This is a genomic window from Marinicella sediminis (genome assembly GCF_002000055.1).
Taxonomy (GTDB): Bacteria; Pseudomonadota; Gammaproteobacteria; order Xanthomonadales; family Marinicellaceae; genus Marinicella; species Marinicella sediminis.
On record NZ_MVBD01000018.1, the window covers coordinates 1 to 15,774 of the forward strand.

General features: G+C 48.5%; 15 protein-coding genes. 4 read left to right on the forward strand and 11 right to left on the reverse strand.

The window, feature by feature from the left end; translation table 11 throughout:
- A partial coding sequence (locus B0475_RS16530) for a DUF7507 domain-containing protein (RefSeq protein ID WP_157893037.1) occupies positions 1–690 on the forward strand: 690 nt, incomplete at its 5' end.
- 189 nt (positions 691–879) lie between these two features.
- Here the strand turns inward: B0475_RS16530 and B0475_RS16535 are convergent.
- Positions 880–2,289, reverse strand: a complete 1,410-nt coding sequence (locus B0475_RS16535) for a M28 family peptidase (RefSeq protein WP_077412994.1) — start codon at positions 2,287–2,289, stop codon at positions 880–882.
- Between the two features lie 100 nt (positions 2,290–2,389).
- Positions 2,390–5,137: a M16 family metallopeptidase gene (locus tag B0475_RS16540; RefSeq protein WP_077412995.1), complete on the reverse strand. Its 2,748-nt coding sequence runs from the start codon at positions 5,135–5,137 to the stop codon at positions 2,390–2,392.
- 210 nt (positions 5,138–5,347) lie between these two features.
- On the opposite strand from B0475_RS16540, the gene B0475_RS16545 reads away from it, so the two are divergent.
- Positions 5,348–5,812, forward strand: coding sequence for a YciI family protein (locus B0475_RS16545; protein ID WP_077412996.1), 465 nt, complete (start codon positions 5,348–5,350; stop codon positions 5,810–5,812).
- Positions 5,813–5,842: 30 nt separating this feature from the next.
- Here B0475_RS16545 and B0475_RS16550 read toward each other — a convergent pair whose 3' ends face one another.
- The 3 genes from B0475_RS16550 to B0475_RS16560 all read right to left on the reverse strand — a co-directional run bounded on the left by B0475_RS16550 (position 5,843) and on the right by B0475_RS16560 (position 9,065).
- The gene (locus tag B0475_RS16550) at positions 5,843–7,123 is read right to left on the reverse strand and encodes an N-acetylmuramoyl-L-alanine amidase (protein WP_077412997.1); all 1,281 of its coding nucleotides are present in this window, start codon (positions 7,121–7,123) and stop codon (positions 5,843–5,845) included.
- An 84-nt stretch (positions 7,124–7,207) separates the two neighbouring features.
- The gene (tsaE, locus tag B0475_RS16555) at positions 7,208–7,645 is read right to left on the reverse strand and encodes a tRNA (adenosine(37)-N6)-threonylcarbamoyltransferase complex ATPase subunit type 1 TsaE (RefSeq protein ID WP_077412998.1); all 438 of its coding nucleotides are present in this window, start codon (positions 7,643–7,645) and stop codon (positions 7,208–7,210) included.
- Positions 7,629–9,065 (reverse strand): bifunctional ADP-dependent NAD(P)H-hydrate dehydratase/NAD(P)H-hydrate epimerase, encoded by a 1,437-nt coding sequence (locus B0475_RS16560; RefSeq protein ID WP_077412999.1) that lies wholly within the window; start codon positions 9,063–9,065, stop codon positions 7,629–7,631. Before B0475_RS16560 ends, tsaE begins: the two co-directional genes overlap by 17 nt.
- A 55-nt stretch (positions 9,066–9,120) precedes the next feature.
- On the opposite strand from B0475_RS16560, the gene queG reads away from it, so the two are divergent.
- A complete protein-coding gene (queG, locus tag B0475_RS16565) occupies positions 9,121–10,194 on the forward strand; it encodes a tRNA epoxyqueuosine(34) reductase QueG (RefSeq protein WP_232781905.1) in 1,074 nt (357 codons plus the stop codon).
- Between the two features lie 14 nt (positions 10,195–10,208).
- Here queG and B0475_RS16570 read toward each other — a convergent pair whose 3' ends face one another.
- Positions 10,209–10,796 (reverse strand): TlpA family protein disulfide reductase, encoded by a 588-nt coding sequence (locus tag B0475_RS16570; protein WP_198538363.1) that lies wholly within the window; start codon positions 10,794–10,796, stop codon positions 10,209–10,211.
- Complete coding sequence (locus tag B0475_RS16575) at positions 10,777–11,991, reverse strand: YihY family inner membrane protein (protein WP_198538364.1); 1,215 nt, start codon at positions 11,989–11,991, stop codon at positions 10,777–10,779. The genes B0475_RS16570 and B0475_RS16575 overlap by 20 nt, the downstream gene beginning before the upstream one ends.
- 227 nt (positions 11,992–12,218) lie before the next feature.
- Between B0475_RS16575 and B0475_RS16580 the strand changes: the two genes are divergently transcribed.
- A complete protein-coding gene (locus B0475_RS16580; RefSeq protein ID WP_077413003.1) occupies positions 12,219–12,593 on the forward strand; it encodes a hypothetical protein in 375 nt (124 codons plus the stop codon).
- Here the strand turns inward: B0475_RS16580 and B0475_RS16585 are convergent.
- Genes B0475_RS16585 through B0475_RS16600 form a run of 4 tightly spaced genes read right to left on the reverse strand, consistent with a single transcriptional unit; the run spans position 12,580 to position 15,692 of the window.
- Positions 12,580–13,281, reverse strand: a complete 702-nt coding sequence (locus tag B0475_RS16585; RefSeq protein WP_077413004.1) for a 5'-methylthioadenosine/adenosylhomocysteine nucleosidase — start codon at positions 13,279–13,281, stop codon at positions 12,580–12,582. The genes B0475_RS16580 and B0475_RS16585 overlap by 14 nt on opposite strands.
- Positions 13,278–14,075, reverse strand: coding sequence for an indole-3-glycerol phosphate synthase TrpC (trpC, locus tag B0475_RS16590; protein WP_077413005.1), 798 nt, complete (start codon positions 14,073–14,075; stop codon positions 13,278–13,280). The genes B0475_RS16585 and trpC overlap by 4 nt, the downstream gene beginning before the upstream one ends.
- A complete protein-coding gene (gene trpD / locus B0475_RS16595; protein ID WP_077413006.1) occupies positions 14,068–15,108 on the reverse strand; it encodes an anthranilate phosphoribosyltransferase in 1,041 nt (346 codons plus the stop codon). The genes trpC and trpD overlap by 8 nt, the downstream gene beginning before the upstream one ends.
- A gap of 2 nt (positions 15,109–15,110) precedes the next feature.
- Positions 15,111–15,692 carry an anthranilate synthase component II gene (locus B0475_RS16600; RefSeq protein ID WP_077413007.1) on the reverse strand — a complete coding sequence of 194 codons (582 nt, stop codon included), beginning with the start codon at positions 15,690–15,692 and terminating at the stop codon, positions 15,111–15,113.
- Positions 15,693–15,774 lie beyond the last annotated feature (82 nt).

The window sequence follows — 15,774 nt, forward strand, 5'->3', positions numbered from 1 at the left end:
ACCCTGACTTTCACCATCACCGTGACCAACACCGGTAATGTGACTTTGAACAACGTCACCGTATCTGATCCCATGATCACCCCCAACAGCAACTCATGTGCCACCCTCGCACCTGGGGCTACATGTGTGCTGGTCGGCACCTATGTGGTCCAGCAGTCTGATGTGGACAATGGCTCAATCACCAACACCGGTACCGGCGATTCAGATGAGACACCTCCGGATGATGACACCGTCATCACCCTGATCGGTTCAAATCCTGCCTTGGAAACTGATAAGTCTTACACAAGCAATGCAGATGAAGACGGCTCGGGCACCATCACTGTGGGAGATACCCTGACCTTTACGATCGTGGTTACCAACATTGGTAACATCACCCTGACCCAAGTAACTGTAACCGACAACATGATCACCCCAAACAGTACTGTTTGCCCAGTGGTTCCCGTAGGTAACACTTGCGTGCTGGTTGGTACTTATGTGGTACAACAATCAGACGTTGACAACGGTGAGATCATCAATGTAGCAGAGGGGGACTCTATTGAGACGGGTCCTGATCCTGACTCAGACATTGAAATTGTTATCATCAGCGGACCGAGTCCAGTACAGGTACCTTTGGATAATAAATGGTTGTTCTTATTATTGCTGATAGCCATGTCAGGTCTGGCGGCAGGAAGGTTGCAACAAAAACGTTGATATTTTTATTCCAGAGTCAACATAAAAGGCCTGTCAGTTGACAGGCCTTTTATGCATGACCAATCAATAACTGATGATCAAACAAATTTACAATCAGGTGCAACAAAGGACAATTTGACTGAGCAAAACATTTTACTCCGTAAAGAACTGGAGTTGTATGCAGCTGTTGATAATCCAATGAGCATCAAATCAGTCTTTCAAGCCAAAACCAAAATCCTGATCGGCATTGGCTGCCATGGCAACCACAACCACCCAGGCAGCGACGTTCTGTGCCAGTGCGGCAGGATCGATTTTATCCAGGGTATCATTCGCGGTATGGTGATAATCAAAGTAATCGGTGCCATCTTGTTTCAAACCAAACACCGCCATACCCGCTGCCCGCAGCGGGATCAGGTCAGCACCTGATCCGCTTTGGTTGTTGCTGTACGCAATACCCAATGGTTTTAACTGCTCAGCAATGGCCATAACCACAGGCATGGCTGTCTCAGACACCCGCGTACCAAAGCCGTAAATCCGGCCAGCCCCAAAGTCAGACTCGCCACCCAGAATATGTTTATTCAATTCATGCTTATGCGCCTCGTGATAAGCCTTCGCCCCAGATAAGCCGTATTCTTCGTTGGCCCACAGTACCACCCGAATGGTTTTCTTTAACGGACCCATGTGTTCATTGATCAATTGAGCTGCAGCCATGGTGATTCCACATCCAGAAGCATCATCGATCGCTCCAGTCCCCAGGTCCCAGGAATCCAGGTGACATCCGATCACGATGTACTGATCGGCCTGGGTGGTGCCTTTCATGTCTCCAATCACATTGTATGAAGTGTAATCACCATCCCAGTGAGAAGTCAAAGTCATGCGGACCTTAACCGGAACATCTCGTTTCAGCATGTTAACCAGTAAATCAGCATCAGGATTTGATATGGCTCCGGCAGGCACCGAAGCGATGGCTTCATCATATCGAGCAGCTCCGGTGTGGGGGGTGCGGTTGTTATCGGTACCAATGGAACGAATGATTGCCGCAATACCGCCTTTTTCTGCTGTCACCTGGGCTGTTTCGCCTCTGGCACCGACCGCTTTGCCATAACCTGATCCATCCTGATGCCGTTCCATGCGCTTGCTGATGAACGTAATTTTACCTTTCACCAAAGCAGGGTCTGCGGCTTTTAAAGCCTCAAGATCAGCAAAATGAATGATTTCACCTTCCAATCCTTCTGCAGGAGTCGGCAGGGTCCGACCCAGAGCGGTGATGTGCATGGGTTGGGGGAAAGGTGACAGCACCTCGGCCTGCTCAACACCACGTGTCCATCGTTTCAACGGTGCCGGTTCAAGCCTGACCTCATCAAAACCCAATGCTTTGAATTTGGCTTCTGCCCAAGCCACTGCTTTGGCATCTCCCGGACTGCCTGCAAGCCGGGGACCCACTTCGGTGGTCAATGATTCAGTCAGCTCATAAGCCAGTGAATGATTGATTGCCAGCGACCTGAGTTCACCAAGCTGATGCAAAAATGCCTCAGTATACAGCTGCTCATCATTCTCGCTGGCCATAACGCTGGCCAATCCCACCATCAATAAACACACTGCTTTTGCCACTGACTTCATAACACTCTCATCTTAAAAAACCAAAGATTGTATCAAAGACTGTCCATTCAGACATAAAAAAAGCCGGGACCAGGCCCGGCTTTTAGCTCATTGGCAGCAGTTACTCTGCATCAATTTTGCTGGCGTCACCCGCTGTGATGATGGAAAAACTGTCTGGCTTGACATACTTATTGAAAGCCATATTCACCTGTAAAATAGTCAGGTTACTGATGGCTTCTTCGTACTCTTTATTCCATTGTTGGGTACGATCAAGATCGATGTAATTTGCCAGTTGACCAGCCAATCGGTTGTCTTTGGCACGATCAATCCGGTTGTTTTGCAAGACACCTTTTCTGGCATCATCCAGCTCTTGTTGCGTAAACCCTTCATCAATGACTTTCAACAGCTCTTCTCTGAAACCAGTGGCCACTTTTTCGAGGTTCTCTGGCGCACAGATGGCATAAGCTCCAAATGTGGCATTTTCATCATATGGCGAAGCATTGAAGAACGAACCAGCACCATAACTCAAACCATCCTGTTGCCTTAATCGGTTGGCCAGTCGACTGCTGATAAAACCACCACCAAACATTTGGTTGGCCATTACCAAAGCCGGATAATCCGGATGGTCATCACTGATTGGCATGCGCATCATGGCCCCAAAAGCGGCGCCGGACTTGTCAGGCGTGTCAATGAACTTATTGATGCTGTCTACATCGGCATACCTGGCAGGAACACGCTCATATGCCACATCACTGCTCCAACCATTGAGCACATCCTGAATGACACTTGTTACTTTATCCTGATCAAAATCGCCAACAATACTGACATCCGCATCCTGACCACCATAGAAGGTTTTATGGAATGCCCTTACCTGATCTGGTGTAGCGGCTTTGATGGCCGCAATTTCATCATCAATGGTCATTTGATATCGGGGATGGCCAGGTTCATATGGATCAAGGTGACGACCCAGTTGTCTGAAAACCTGGGTGGTTGGCTGTTGTTTTTGCTGTTCAAGCGAAACAATCAATTCCTGTTTCAGCACATCGAGTTCTTCCTGATCAAAAGCCGGCCGTTTCAAAACCTCATCCAACAATTTAATCACTGCCGGAAGGTTTTCATGGGTAGTCCTGACATTCACACTGGCACTTCTGGCAGAACCGGATACACTGACGTTGGCTTTCAATTCATCAAATTTGGCTTTCAGTTCATTGCGTGAATAGTTGGCTGTTCCCCGATCCAACATATTACCTGCCAGACGGCCCAGCACTGACTGATTGTACAGTGCCTCTTCATTGCCCAAATCCAGCCTGAGGTTCATCACCACCGAATCACCGCGGGTTTGTTTATTGACATGCACCAGTTGAGCACCGTTGCCTAACTCAACTCGTTTGGTACGGGCATCAATGTTTTCAAAGCTGGGATCAAAATCTTCGCCCTGGGCAACCATTTCACGACCTTCATAGCCTTCAACCATGGCTTTGATTTCTGCCAGAGAATACCGTTCAATGGAGTCTGCACGGTCAAAGTCACTTTCCGGTATAAACAACCCCAAGGTTCTGTTGTCATTCACCAGAAATTCTTCAGCAGCGGTTTGTACCTGCTCAAGCGTCACCGCTTCTAAACGATCACGACTCAGAAACATCAAGCGCCAATCACCCATTCCAACCCATTCACTGAGGGCCAGGGCAATGCCTTCTGATGAATTGAATGACAACTCAAATTGTTTGATCAGATTGGCTTTGGCCTGGTTCACTTCTGCTTCGGTGATCAGCTGTTCGCTTGCACCTTCCAGGGTAGCTAAAAAGGCTTCTTTGGCAGCATCAAGGTCTTTATCTTTGGCCACTTGAGCCATGAAAGACATGGCACCTGGCTCTGCCCACTGGAAATTAAAACCAAACGAATTGGCGGCCAACTCTTCTTTCACCACATTTTTATGTAAGCGTCCGGTGGTTGGATGCGCCATGATCTGAGACAACACGTCAACCGCTGGAAAAATAGGATCTGAACCTGCCGGAGCTTTGTACATCGCACCAACCACCTGAACGTCACCAGCTCTTCTCACAGTGACCATGCGCTCACCATCCTGAATAGGCTCTTCGGTATAAAGCGGTCTGATTTCACGGCTTGGTTTTGGTATTTTGCCAAAATGTTTTTTGATCAGTTTGAGGGTTTGATCTACGTCGATCTTACCTGCCACAATCAGCGTGGCATTGTCAGGCTGGTAATACTTTTTGTAAAACGCCTGAAGATTTGAAATGTCTACATTTTCCAGGTCAGATCGGGCACCAATGGTACTCTTACCATAATTATGCCAGTCCATGGAAACTGATCCCATGCGCTGCCAAAGAACCCGAATTGGGTTGTTGTCACCGTTTTCCAGTTCATTTCTGACCACCGTCATTTCTGAATCCAAATCTTCTTTGGAAATAAATGAGTTGATCATTCTGTCTGCTTCCAGTTCAATCGCCCATTCCAGATTGTCATCTGAAGCCGCAAATGTCTCAAAGTAGTTGGTGCGGTCAGTCCAGGTGGTACCATTAGGTTCGGCGCCTCGGTCAGTCAGCTCTTTGGTGATGTTAGGGTGGTTTGGCGTGCCCTTGAACACCAGATGCTCAAGCAAGTGAGCCATTCCGGTTTCACCATAATTTTCATGCTTGGAACCCACGTGGTAGGTGATGTTAACCGTTTGGGTTTCCTGAGATGTATCTGGAAACAACAAAACCTGCAAACCGTTATCCAGGCGGTATTCTGTGATACCTTCTACAGTGGTAACAAATTCTATACCCTTGGGTAGTTTGGCTTGCGCACCCGCAACAGCCACAAGCAGGGTAATCAGCAATACCCACCGGTATTTATGTAAATGAGACATAGTACTCCTCTGTTCAAAAGATTAAAGTTATCCCATCAGACATGAAAATCCTATGAAAATTCACCACTGAGGGGACATCAGCCGGCCGATCATAAATCATTGTAGAGCCTATTACATCCAACGAAAGTCATGAAAACCAGGAAAGTCGCCCTTGCTGCAAGCCTTAATCATGTGATATCTTGAGTCACAATACGGTAACCGGAATTACTGATGAAACTCAATAAAACCATGACATGGTGCCTGCTGACAAGTCTGATCGTGACCTGTCCGGTTATGGCTACTGAAGCCCAATACGATGAACAATTGGCCCAAAAACTCGGGGCTGATGAATATGGCATGAAAATGTATGTCATGGCGTTGTTGAAAAGTGGTCCCAACAGGCCTGAAGACGTTGATCGGGCGCGGGCATTACAGCAAGCACATATGGAAAATATCAAACGATTGGCCAGCGAAAAAGTGTTGGTTCTTGCCGGACCGTTTGGTGCCAATGATGCTGACTTACGAGGAATCTATGTGTTTGATGTGCAGACCATTGAGGAAGCCCGTACACTGACTGAATCTGATCCGGCCATACAGGCTGGCAGTCTGGTTATGGAGCTGATTCCATGGTACGGTTCGGCGGCTTTGATGCAGGTCAACGAACTGAGTTTAAAGCTGGCCAAAAAGTCTTTTTAACCCAAACCCATGATACGAACAGTCCGTTCATCAGGGCTCATTAGGTAAATACAAGACCTCACCTATCATCAGCTGATCAGACGATTTATTGTTGATTGATTTAATGGCAGCCATGCTGGTGCCGTGACGGCTTGCGATGTCACTGAGCGTGTCGCCTGATTGTACAATGTGCTTCTTGCTTTTGGCCTGAGCCGCAATCCATGTATTAGGTGGCGGACTTTGGTAAAAATAATTCCGAATGCCATCAGCAATTTGCCGTGTCAGCTTATCCACATGTTTTGGGTCTTTGAGCTTTTTCTCGTCGTTGGGGTTACTGATATAACCGGTTTCAACCAACATGGATGGAACATCAGGAGACTTCAACACCAAAAAATTGGCCTGACCAAATCCCTGACCATGCAATTTCACAACTTGTTTCAGGGCAGCATGGACTGATTTGGCGGCTTTGTGACTCTCTTCCAGGGCTGCATTCTGAGACAAGTCATACAGCACTTTTGATAACATGTCTTGTTTATCTTCAATCACCACACCACCAATCTGGTCAGATTTGTTTTCAGATTCTGCCAGCCATTTAGCAGCTTCTGAAGAAGCGCCCCTTTGAGACAGGATATATACACTGGCGCCATTGACCTTGCGGCTGTGAAAGGCGTCGGCATGAATCGAGACAAACAGATCAGCATTGTGCTTTCTGGCTTTTTCAAAGCGTTTGCGATGTTTGATGTAATAGTCACCTTCACGAATGATCAGGGCTTTCATGCCAGGCTTGGCATTGATTTTTTTAGCCAGTTGGTTTGCCACATTGAGGGTAATATCCTTTTCGTGCGTCCCGGCAGCACCGATGGCACCAGGATCTTCCCCGCCATGACCGGCGTCAATGGCCACAATCACATCCCGGTTGGATTGGGTGACGGAGGCAACAGATTTCACCTGAGGCTTGGCTGCTCTATTCAGGTCCACCACCAGTCGATGACCATATTCACCCGTGGGTTTCAACAGAAAACTCTTGGGTTTCAGGGATTGATGTAAGTCCAGTACGATTCTGACTTTACCCGGCTCGCTGCTGAAGCGAACTTTTTTGATGTCTTTGTTGTTTTTAATGGTCAGTGATTCGGTCAAAGTTGCCTGATTCAGATCAATCACCACCCTGGGCGGGTTGTCCAGTTCGAATAATTTGTAATCTGCATCGTCGCTCAGATCAAACACAGCCCGGGTGTGCTCAGGGCCGGTCCAGACCCGCATACCTTCTACATTGGTGGCGATGGCCGACTGGCCAGCCAACAGCATCATTGCCATGTACATCAGCTTTTTCATAACTAAAAACCATACAAACTCTGAATAATTGTATGCAAAGGCCGTGCTTGAATCAAGCTTTTTAATTTAAATCAACAAGATAGATTAGCTATTTGATGTTATTGTTAAGGTTCTGTTCAGGCCATTCAAAACAAATTCAAGTACCCAATCAGCTGCTGGCAACACGCCCTTACCCTTTCCAGGCCATTCAATCAGCACAATATGTGCAGGATCGAGCAAATCTTCAATGTCCAGAAAATACAACTCTTCCGGATCAGTCAGGCGGTACAAGTCCATATGCACATATGTTTGTTCGGCCGTTTGATACGTTTCATACATGGTGTAGGTTGGGCTTTTTACCACTTCTGTAATCCCACATGATTTGAGCAACAGCTGGGTGAAAGTGGTTTTACCAGCTCCCAGATCCCCTTGCAGGTAAACCACTGTCCCCGGAGGGATCTCGCAACTTAACTGCCGGGCCACAGCAGACAACTGATCCAGGGTGTCTATCTGAAAAGTACGTGGCTCAATGGATGATTTCATGCAGGTCATCCAGTAAATCTGAGGCCGTCATGGTAAATCCATAACGGCTGTGAGTTCCCACCAGGGCATGCCACAGCACCGCCAGATGTGCCGCTGACAACGGCGAGAAGCCTTGTGCCATAATGCCCGCTACCATACCTGCCAAAACATCTCCGGAACCAGCAGTAGCTAAGTTGGCATTGCCAAAAGGACAACACCAGGTTTGTTCACCATCACTGACCAGAGTACCAGAACCCTTGAGCACTGCGACACAATGGTACCTGCGGGCCAATTGCCGGACGGCAAGCCAGCGGTTTTGTTGGACCTCAGCTACCGAGACATCCAGCAACCTGGCGGCCTCTCTGGGGTGCGGAGTGATGACCCTGAGGTGTTCAGGTGTGACAGGTGAACGCGCCAACAAATTCAACCCATCGGCATCCATCACCAAAGGCGATGGCGTTTTGAGCGCTAGTTTAAACAATTGTTTCGACCATTGTGACTGTCCCATACCCATGCCCATGACCACCACATCAGCAGGCTTTCCAGCAGACAAAGGCTCATCGTCACTGGTACCGGAAAAGCCACTGACCATGAGTTCAGGTGCATACAATGGGACCAACGCCTGGTGCTCCTGGTCAGTGATCAAGGTGGTCAGACCAGCCCCTGATTTAAGCACCGCTCGTCCGGCCAGTAACACGGCACCCAACATACCTGCCTGTCCGCCAACAGTCAGCACATGACCAAAACTGCCTTTGTGGGTGTTGTTTGCTCTTGCAGCTGGTAATTCCTGCAGTTTTTCACGGTTCATCAATTGGGCCTCAGCCACTACTGATTGCAATGCCACTGCCGGAACCCCCAAATCTGCAAACAGAATTTCGCCACAACAGGCCGGGCCATCCAGGGTATATAACCCGGTGTTGCGCCCCAGAATGGACACGGTTTGACTGGCCCGGACAGCACAACCCTTGATTTGTCCTGTGGTGCCATTCAGACCGCTGGGGATGTCAATGGCAAGCGTCTTATATTCATTGTTATTGATGAGACCAATGATGCTCGCATAACTGCCCTCAACCTCACGGGTTAATCCTGTGCCAAAAATGGCATCAACCACACAATCAAAGTTTTCATCCGGCCATTCATCAATCACTGTACCCCGATAGGCGGCAGCTGCTTTGGCCGCGTCGCCGGTCAGCTTACTCACCGGCTGTAATGCCAATACCTTCACTTTCTGACCTTGTTGCCTGGCCAGCTCGGCAACCACAAAACCGTCACCACCATTGTTGCCAGGCCCGGTCACCACCAACAGACGCTGGTGAGTATCCAGGTATTGATGTACCGCTGCTCCGGCTTTTTGCATCAGGGCAAATGAATCAATGCCCAATGCCTCAGCGGCCAATTGATCAATTTCCCGGGTTTTGTTATTGCTGTACAACAGTTTCATAAGGGCTAACAAATTTTGATTTATAATGTCGCTTCATTCAGGCCTTATTTTAACAGTGATTGCACCCGGGGAACACATCGATTACCAGCAGTTGGCACAGCAAATCAAAGGCTGGGCCCGGGAATTGGGATTTCAACAGTCGGGGATTTCAGACATCAACCTCGCAGCGGCAGGACAACACCTCAACAACTGGCTGAATAAAAAGTTTCATGGTTCAATGGCTTACATGGCAAAACATGGCAGCGCACGCTACCATCCTGAACAACTCGTGCCAGGTACCATCCGGGTTATTTCGGTGCGATTGGATTACATGAAAACTGACCTGAAACCGTATGAGCAGCTACTTGAGAATCCGCAAAAAGCTGCGATTTCCCGTTATGCCCTTGGGCGTGATTACCATAAGGTTTTGCGTCAAAAGCTCAAAAAACTCTGTACCATCATTGATCAGCACGCTGGCGAATTCGGCCATCGTGTATTCACGGACTCTGCACCTGTGATGGAAAAAGCCCTGGCTGAAAAAGCCGGCCTTGGCTGGATTGGTAAGCACAGTAACCTGATCAATCATCAGGCCGGTTCGTACTTTTTTCTCGGTGAAATTTACACTGACCTGCCCTTGCCGGTGGACCAGACTGCCAGTTTCCATTGTGGCAGTTGCACGCAGTGCATACAAGACTGTCCCACACAGGCCATTGTGGCTCCTTTTCAGGTGGATGCCAGGCGCTGTATTTCTTACCTGACCATTGAAAACAAAGGACCGATCCCACTGCAATTCCGCCAAGCCATGGGCAACCGCATTTACGGCTGCGATGATTGTCAAGTGGTCTGTCCATGGAACAAGTTCACGCAACACAGCGCAGAACCTGATTTCAGCCCACGACATGCCCTCGACGACACCACCTTGCTAGAATTGTTTAACTGGGACGAGGCCACTTTTTTAAAGCGCACCGAAGGTTCTCCGATTCGCCGCATTGGCTATCAGTCCTGGCAGAGAAACCTGGCCGTTGGGCTGGGAAATGCCCACCCCACGAAAGAGATCATTCAGTCACTGAAAAATCGCCACTCCGGCGCCTCCGAATTGGTTCAGGAACACATCAACTGGGCACTGCAACAACTCACAGAAGTCAATTAAAACCCAGCTCCACCTTACTGAATCAGTTCAATAAGCCCAGCCTCATCGATTGGCCCCATGTGCTTGTCATGTCGCATACCCTGGGGGTCATAAACAATGGTGGTTGGTAATCCCAAACCACCCTCTTCAGCAAATCCAGGTGGGTTATAAACATCCATGGTCAATAACGGGTAATTCACCGAAAAGTCAGCCGCAAAATTTTTCAGTTTGCTGACCTCAGCATCTTCATAAGCAATTCCCAACACCTGCACATTGTCATGGTTGTCCTGGAAAGTAACCAATTCGGGTATTTCGTCGCGACAAGGAGCACACCAGGTGGCCCAGTAATTCAATACCAACCACTTACCACGGAAATCTTCAGCTTTGACTTCATTGCCATCCAGGTCCATCAGTGCAAAAGACAAAGGTGCTGATATGCCATCGTTGGCGGGGTGGATATCTCCCTCCGCGGGGTCGACTTCAACCACCGGAGTTGCAGCAGGCTGTGAAGCTGCCACATCAGCTGCCTGCTCAGTCAGTGAAGTGGGCTGTTGTTCTGTGCAGGCACTGATGGCCAGTAGCGCACAAGTCATAAGGAGTGGGTTAAGTATTTTTTGAATCATGGTCATCTCTGATTTTTATGAGGTTTTCGATGGGCTGGCTTAGCAAGTCGTCGACCGGCTGCCAGTATTCATCAAGCATGGGCTGGTATTGTACAAAATGACGGCTGGCCTTTACAGGAATTTTGAACCCACCACGGGCATACAACGCTTTGAAGTCAATCGCTGACAAATTTTGTCGCAGCAGGTAGTTTCCAGACTGATTCACCGCAATGAATTGTTTTTTTCTGAGCCATTCCAGCTGTGCCGATAGCTCATCATCGGGCACAAAGTAAAAATAATCACTGAGTTCATCATGAGGCACCGTACGCCCATGCTGACTGGCTTTCCATAATTGATAAAGGCATTCCATGATCAGCAAAAGGCGCTGATTAGATTGGTACTCCTGAACATGCAGACGCCACCGTGAACTGCCCAAGGTGGCTGTGACTGTGCCACCCAGCAAAATGATGTTCCAGGACAAAAACATCCAGATCAGAAACAAGGGGATGGTCGCCAGTGTGCCATAGACTTTCTGGTAGCTGGGTATTGAGGTGACATACAGGGCAAAGCCCTTTTTGGCCAATTCAAAGCTAATGGCTGAAAATAAAGCCCCAACTATCGCATGACGCCAGATGACTTTGCGGTTAGGGACAATGTAATAGATCAGGAAAAACGCCAGTGTTGAGGCCAATACCGGCAGGGCCTTGACCAAAAACCCTTTGATGCTGGCAAATGCCGAATACTTAAACACCATTGAAGACAAGGCGATTCCACCACCAACCAACAACGGTCCCATGGTCAAAACGGCCCAATACACCATCACTTTAATTTTCAATCGTCCTGTGGATTGGCTGTCAAAAATCCGGTTCAAAGCCTTTTCCATGGTATGCATCATCAGAATTGATGTCACAAAGACAGCCAGAAACATGGTCACAGTCAGGCCCCTGGCTTTTTCCACAAAACCAAGGATGTAAGTCTGTATCACTGCACCTGTGGTGGGCACAAAGTTCTGAAAGATGAAATCCTGCAATTGCTGTGAGGCTTCTTCAAACAAGGGCATCGCTGAAAACACAGTGACCAATACCGACATGAATGGTACCAGCGATAACAAGGCCGTGTATGCCAGTGAGCTGGCCGCCAGCGACGTTTCATCATCTCGGTATCTTCTGGCCACTTCCAGAACAAAGTTTTTCAGATTGATTACATAGCGCTTCATCAGGTTCATGTGGTTATTGTCTGTGAATTACATGGATTATACAAGCCGACCGATTGATGCCTGTTTGATTGCACCTGACTGCACGTCAATGGTGTCAATTGTTTTAACTTATCTTTTGTGCTATATTGATTATGCGTGTTTGCTGGGGGGCATGACAATCGCAACATACAACGTGGTGTGACATGGCCTTTCTGCAATGAATTTTTAATTCAGTGAACGGATATGTTATGAACAACAATAATACCAAACTCACAATCACAGCCATCCTGTTTCTGGTTTTATCAGCCTGCGGTGGCAGCCATCCTAAACTGACACATTTCAAAGCATTTGACGAACGATTCACCACGGTCATTGACACTTCAGACCCCGCAACTCTGAAAGATCTTGGTGACATGTTCTTTGATCAGGTAGAAGCCACAGGCACTCAGGCCGACTTTGATTTTGTCTATTTAATTGATGTATCGACTGCTGCCGGTTCGGAGCGATATCGATGCACCAAAACCGGATACTGTCAGCTGCGGACAGAAGGTGCAGAAATGCAAAGGGAAATCGTGTACCTTGAACGTTACCGGGAACTGTACGATTTGTCTAATCTGAACTGATTGCCGCCAACAGCGTCAGAACCAGCTCGGTCGATTTCCGTCCGGCCTGCTCTATGTATTCCATGAAATTAAGCTGGGCATCCTCGCCGGCCACGTCACTGAGGTTACGCAAAATCAAAAAGTCAATGTCATGCATATGACAGACCTGGGCAACAGCCGCAGCTTCCATCTCACAAGCAATGACTGCCGGAAATCGTTGCCTGATCAGCTCGACCTGATGTTGTTGATAGATGAATGATTCGCCAGTGGCAATGACTCCCAGGTGGTGAACATCATTCAGTTCATTGGCCACTTCATTCAGCAGATTCAACCATTTTTTCCTGACTTGATAAAACACAGGCAAACGCGGCAATTCTCCATAAGCAAAGCCGATCGGACTGACATCAACATCATGATGACACACCTGACTGGCAAACACAAAATCGCCAATTCGGGCACCCCCTTTGATGGCACCGGCAGACCCAGTGTTGATGATCAATTCAGGCTGAAAGCTCCGTGCCAGCCATTCAGTGGCCAGTGTGGCATTGACTTTGCCTATACCTGATTCCAGCAGGCACACATCATGACCAGCATGCCGGCCATGGGTGATTTTGATGTCAAGATACTGCTCATGACGGGTATCGGACAGTTGTTCACGGTAATATTCACATTCCTGGTGCATTGCACCAATCACGCCGATGCGCTTCATACCTGACCACTCATCAGTTTGTGTAATTGCTGACCTGGATCGGAATGACGCATGAATGACTCACCAATCAGATAGGTGTTGATACCAATACCCTGTAGATAATTGATGTCGGCGCTGACATGGATGCCACTTTCGCTGACCAGGGTACAGTCCTCCGGAACCATGGTGCATAACTGCTCACTGGTTTGCAGTGAGGTATCAAATGTCTTGAGGTTGCGGTTATTGATACCAATTAATGTTGCTGGTGTGTTCAATGCCCGCTGCATTTCTTCGGCATCATGCACTTCCATCAAGACATCCATCTGCAGCTCTGTGGCAGCCGCAAACAGTTCAGCCAACTGCCCATCACTCAGGCATGCCACTATCAGCAAAACACAATCTGCACCCAATGCCCTGGACTCATGAATCTGCCAGGGATCAATCATGAAGTCTTTACGCAGCAATGGCAGTGAAACGGCCTCTCGCACCTGTTGCAAATAGCTGTTATGCCCTTTGAAATACTGTGCATCAGTCAACACCGACAAACATGTGGCGTCACCCTGTTGATACGACCGGGCAATCTGTACCGGATCAAAATCAGCCCGGATGATGCCTTTGGAAGGTGATGCCTTCTTGACCTCAGCAATCACTGCCGATTGTCCGGCATGGAGGCGTTGACGAATGGCCTGATGAAAACCACGGGGTGCCGATTGAGCTGCCATCCGCTCCAATAAATCATTCAGTTGATGAATGGCCTGGCCTTTTCTGACTTCTTCTTTTTTGGTTGCAACAATTTGGTCAAGTACATTACTCATCAGCTTTTCCCAATTTGCAGGTGAATGCTGCCAGGTTTTGAAGCAGCTCCCATGCTGCTCCCGAAGCCATGATTTGGCGGGCTTTTTCAACTCCACCTTTCATTTCAGCACTGCAACCGGCGACATAAATGGCAGCACCTGCATTCAAAGCGAGCATATCGGCTGCAGGCCCTGCCTGGCCAGTTAATGCGGCCTTGATCAAGGCCAGGCTTTCTTCTGCATTGCTGACCACCAATGACTCAACCGACTGTCTCCTCACTGCAAAGTCTTCCGGAGTGAGGCTGTATTCCCTGATCACCCCGTTTCTCAGCTCAGCCACGTCAGTCGGGGCGTTGAGTGATATTTCGTCCATCCCATCTTGTGAGTGAACAACCATGACATGTTCCGAACCCAGTTCACGCAATACTTCAGCAGCGGTCCTGACCCATTGTTTGGCAAATATGCCCATCACCTGAAAAGGTGTATCTGCCGGATTGGTCAACGGACCAAGCAGATTGAACATGGTCCTCACCGCCAGCTCCTTTCTGGGTCCTACCGCGTATTTAGTGGCACCGTGATGCGCTGGCGCGAACAAAAAACCAATGTTGAATTCATCGATGCATTGAGCCACCTGATCCGCATTCAGGCTCAGGTCAAAACCAGCCGCTTCCAGAACATCTGCTGACCCGGTTGATGAGGACACCGACCGGTTGCCATGTTTGGCCACCCGGCAACCGGCTGCAGCTGCAATGAATGCAGCGGCTGTGGATACATTAAAGATACCAACACCATCACCACCGGTGCCACAGGTGTCAATCAGGTGGTGTTTGTTGACCGAGACTTTTACTGCCCGCTCACGCATGACCCTGGCAGCTTCAGTGATGTCGGCCACTGATTCACCATTGAGTTTCAAGGCCATCAATAAACCACCGATTTGGGCCGGGGTGGCTTCGCCATCCATGATTTGGTTCATCACGGCGGTCATGCGGCCTGGTGGCAAGGTTTGTTGTTCACCCAGCATGTCAAGGGCAGATTGTATGGGAGTTTTATTCATTGTTATTTTTGGGTCAAAAAGTTCTTAAGCATTTGATGGCCATGTTCAGTGAGGATACTTTCAGGATGAAACTGAACGCCGGAAATGGCATATTCCTTGTGTTTAAAGCCCATGATTTCCTCAATTTCTCCCGATTCATCCTCCGTCCATGCGGTGACTTCAAGGCATTCTGGCAGGGTGTTTTGATCAACCACCAGTGAATGATATCGTGTGGCATTGAAAGGCATGCTCAGACCACTGAACACATCGGTGTTGGTGTGGTGTACAGCAGAAATTTTACCATGCATGATGGTCTTGGCCCGCACCACTTGTCCGCCAAAAACCTGGCCGATAGACTGGTGTCCTAAACACACCCCCAGCAACGGGACTTGTCCGGCACAAGCGCGGATCATGTCCATAGAAATACCAGCCATATCAGGATTTCTGGGGCCAGGAGAAATCACCACGTGATCTGGCTTCAATGCCAGCGCCTGCTCAACAGTCAGCTCATCATTGCGGTACACCTGTACATCGCAACCAAGCTCACCAAAGTACTGCACCAGGTTATAGGTAAAAGAGTCGTAGTTGTCTATCATCAACAGCATGGGCTGTTCCGGGTCAAATCAGGCATTGTAACGAAATTTCATGCCTGGTGAAAAGAAAAACGGCCTCATTGAGGCCGTTTTT

Excerpts from the sequence above, each read along its gene's own strand:
- B0475_RS16540 (WP_077412995.1), bottom strand. The coding sequence starts at position 5,137 with ATGTCTCATTTACATAAATACCGGTGGGTATTGCTGATTACCCTGCTT.
- B0475_RS16560 (WP_077412999.1), bottom strand. The coding sequence starts at position 9,065 with ATGAAACTGTTGTACAGCAATAACAAAACCCGGGAAATTGATCAATTG.
- B0475_RS16585 (WP_077413004.1), bottom strand. The coding sequence starts at position 13,281 with ATGAAGCGCATCGGCGTGATTGGTGCAATGCACCAGGAATGTGAATAT.
- tsaE (WP_077412998.1), bottom strand. The coding sequence starts at position 7,645 with ATGAAATCATCCATTGAGCCACGTACTTTTCAGATAGACACCCTGGAT.
- B0475_RS16550 (WP_077412997.1), bottom strand. The coding sequence starts at position 7,123 with ATGAAAAAGCTGATGTACATGGCAATGATGCTGTTGGCTGGCCAGTCG.
- B0475_RS16575 (WP_198538364.1), bottom strand. The coding sequence starts at position 11,991 with ATGAAGCGCTATGTAATCAATCTGAAAAACTTTGTTCTGGAAGTGGCC.
- B0475_RS16545 (WP_077412996.1), top strand. The coding sequence starts at position 5,348 with ATGAAACTCAATAAAACCATGACATGGTGCCTGCTGACAAGTCTGATC.
- B0475_RS16600 (WP_077413007.1), bottom strand. The coding sequence starts at position 15,692 with ATGCTGTTGATGATAGACAACTACGACTCTTTTACCTATAACCTGGTG.
- trpC (WP_077413005.1), bottom strand. The coding sequence starts at position 14,075 with ATGAGTAATGTACTTGACCAAATTGTTGCAACCAAAAAAGAAGAAGTC.
- B0475_RS16580 (WP_077413003.1), top strand. The coding sequence starts at position 12,219 with ATGAACAACAATAATACCAAACTCACAATCACAGCCATCCTGTTTCTG.
- B0475_RS16535 (WP_077412994.1), bottom strand. The coding sequence starts at position 2,289 with ATGAAGTCAGTGGCAAAAGCAGTGTGTTTATTGATGGTGGGATTGGCC.
- trpD (WP_077413006.1), bottom strand. The coding sequence starts at position 15,108 with ATGAATAAAACTCCCATACAATCTGCCCTTGACATGCTGGGTGAACAA.
- B0475_RS16570 (WP_198538363.1), bottom strand. The coding sequence starts at position 10,796 with ATGATTCAAAAAATACTTAACCCACTCCTTATGACTTGTGCGCTACTG.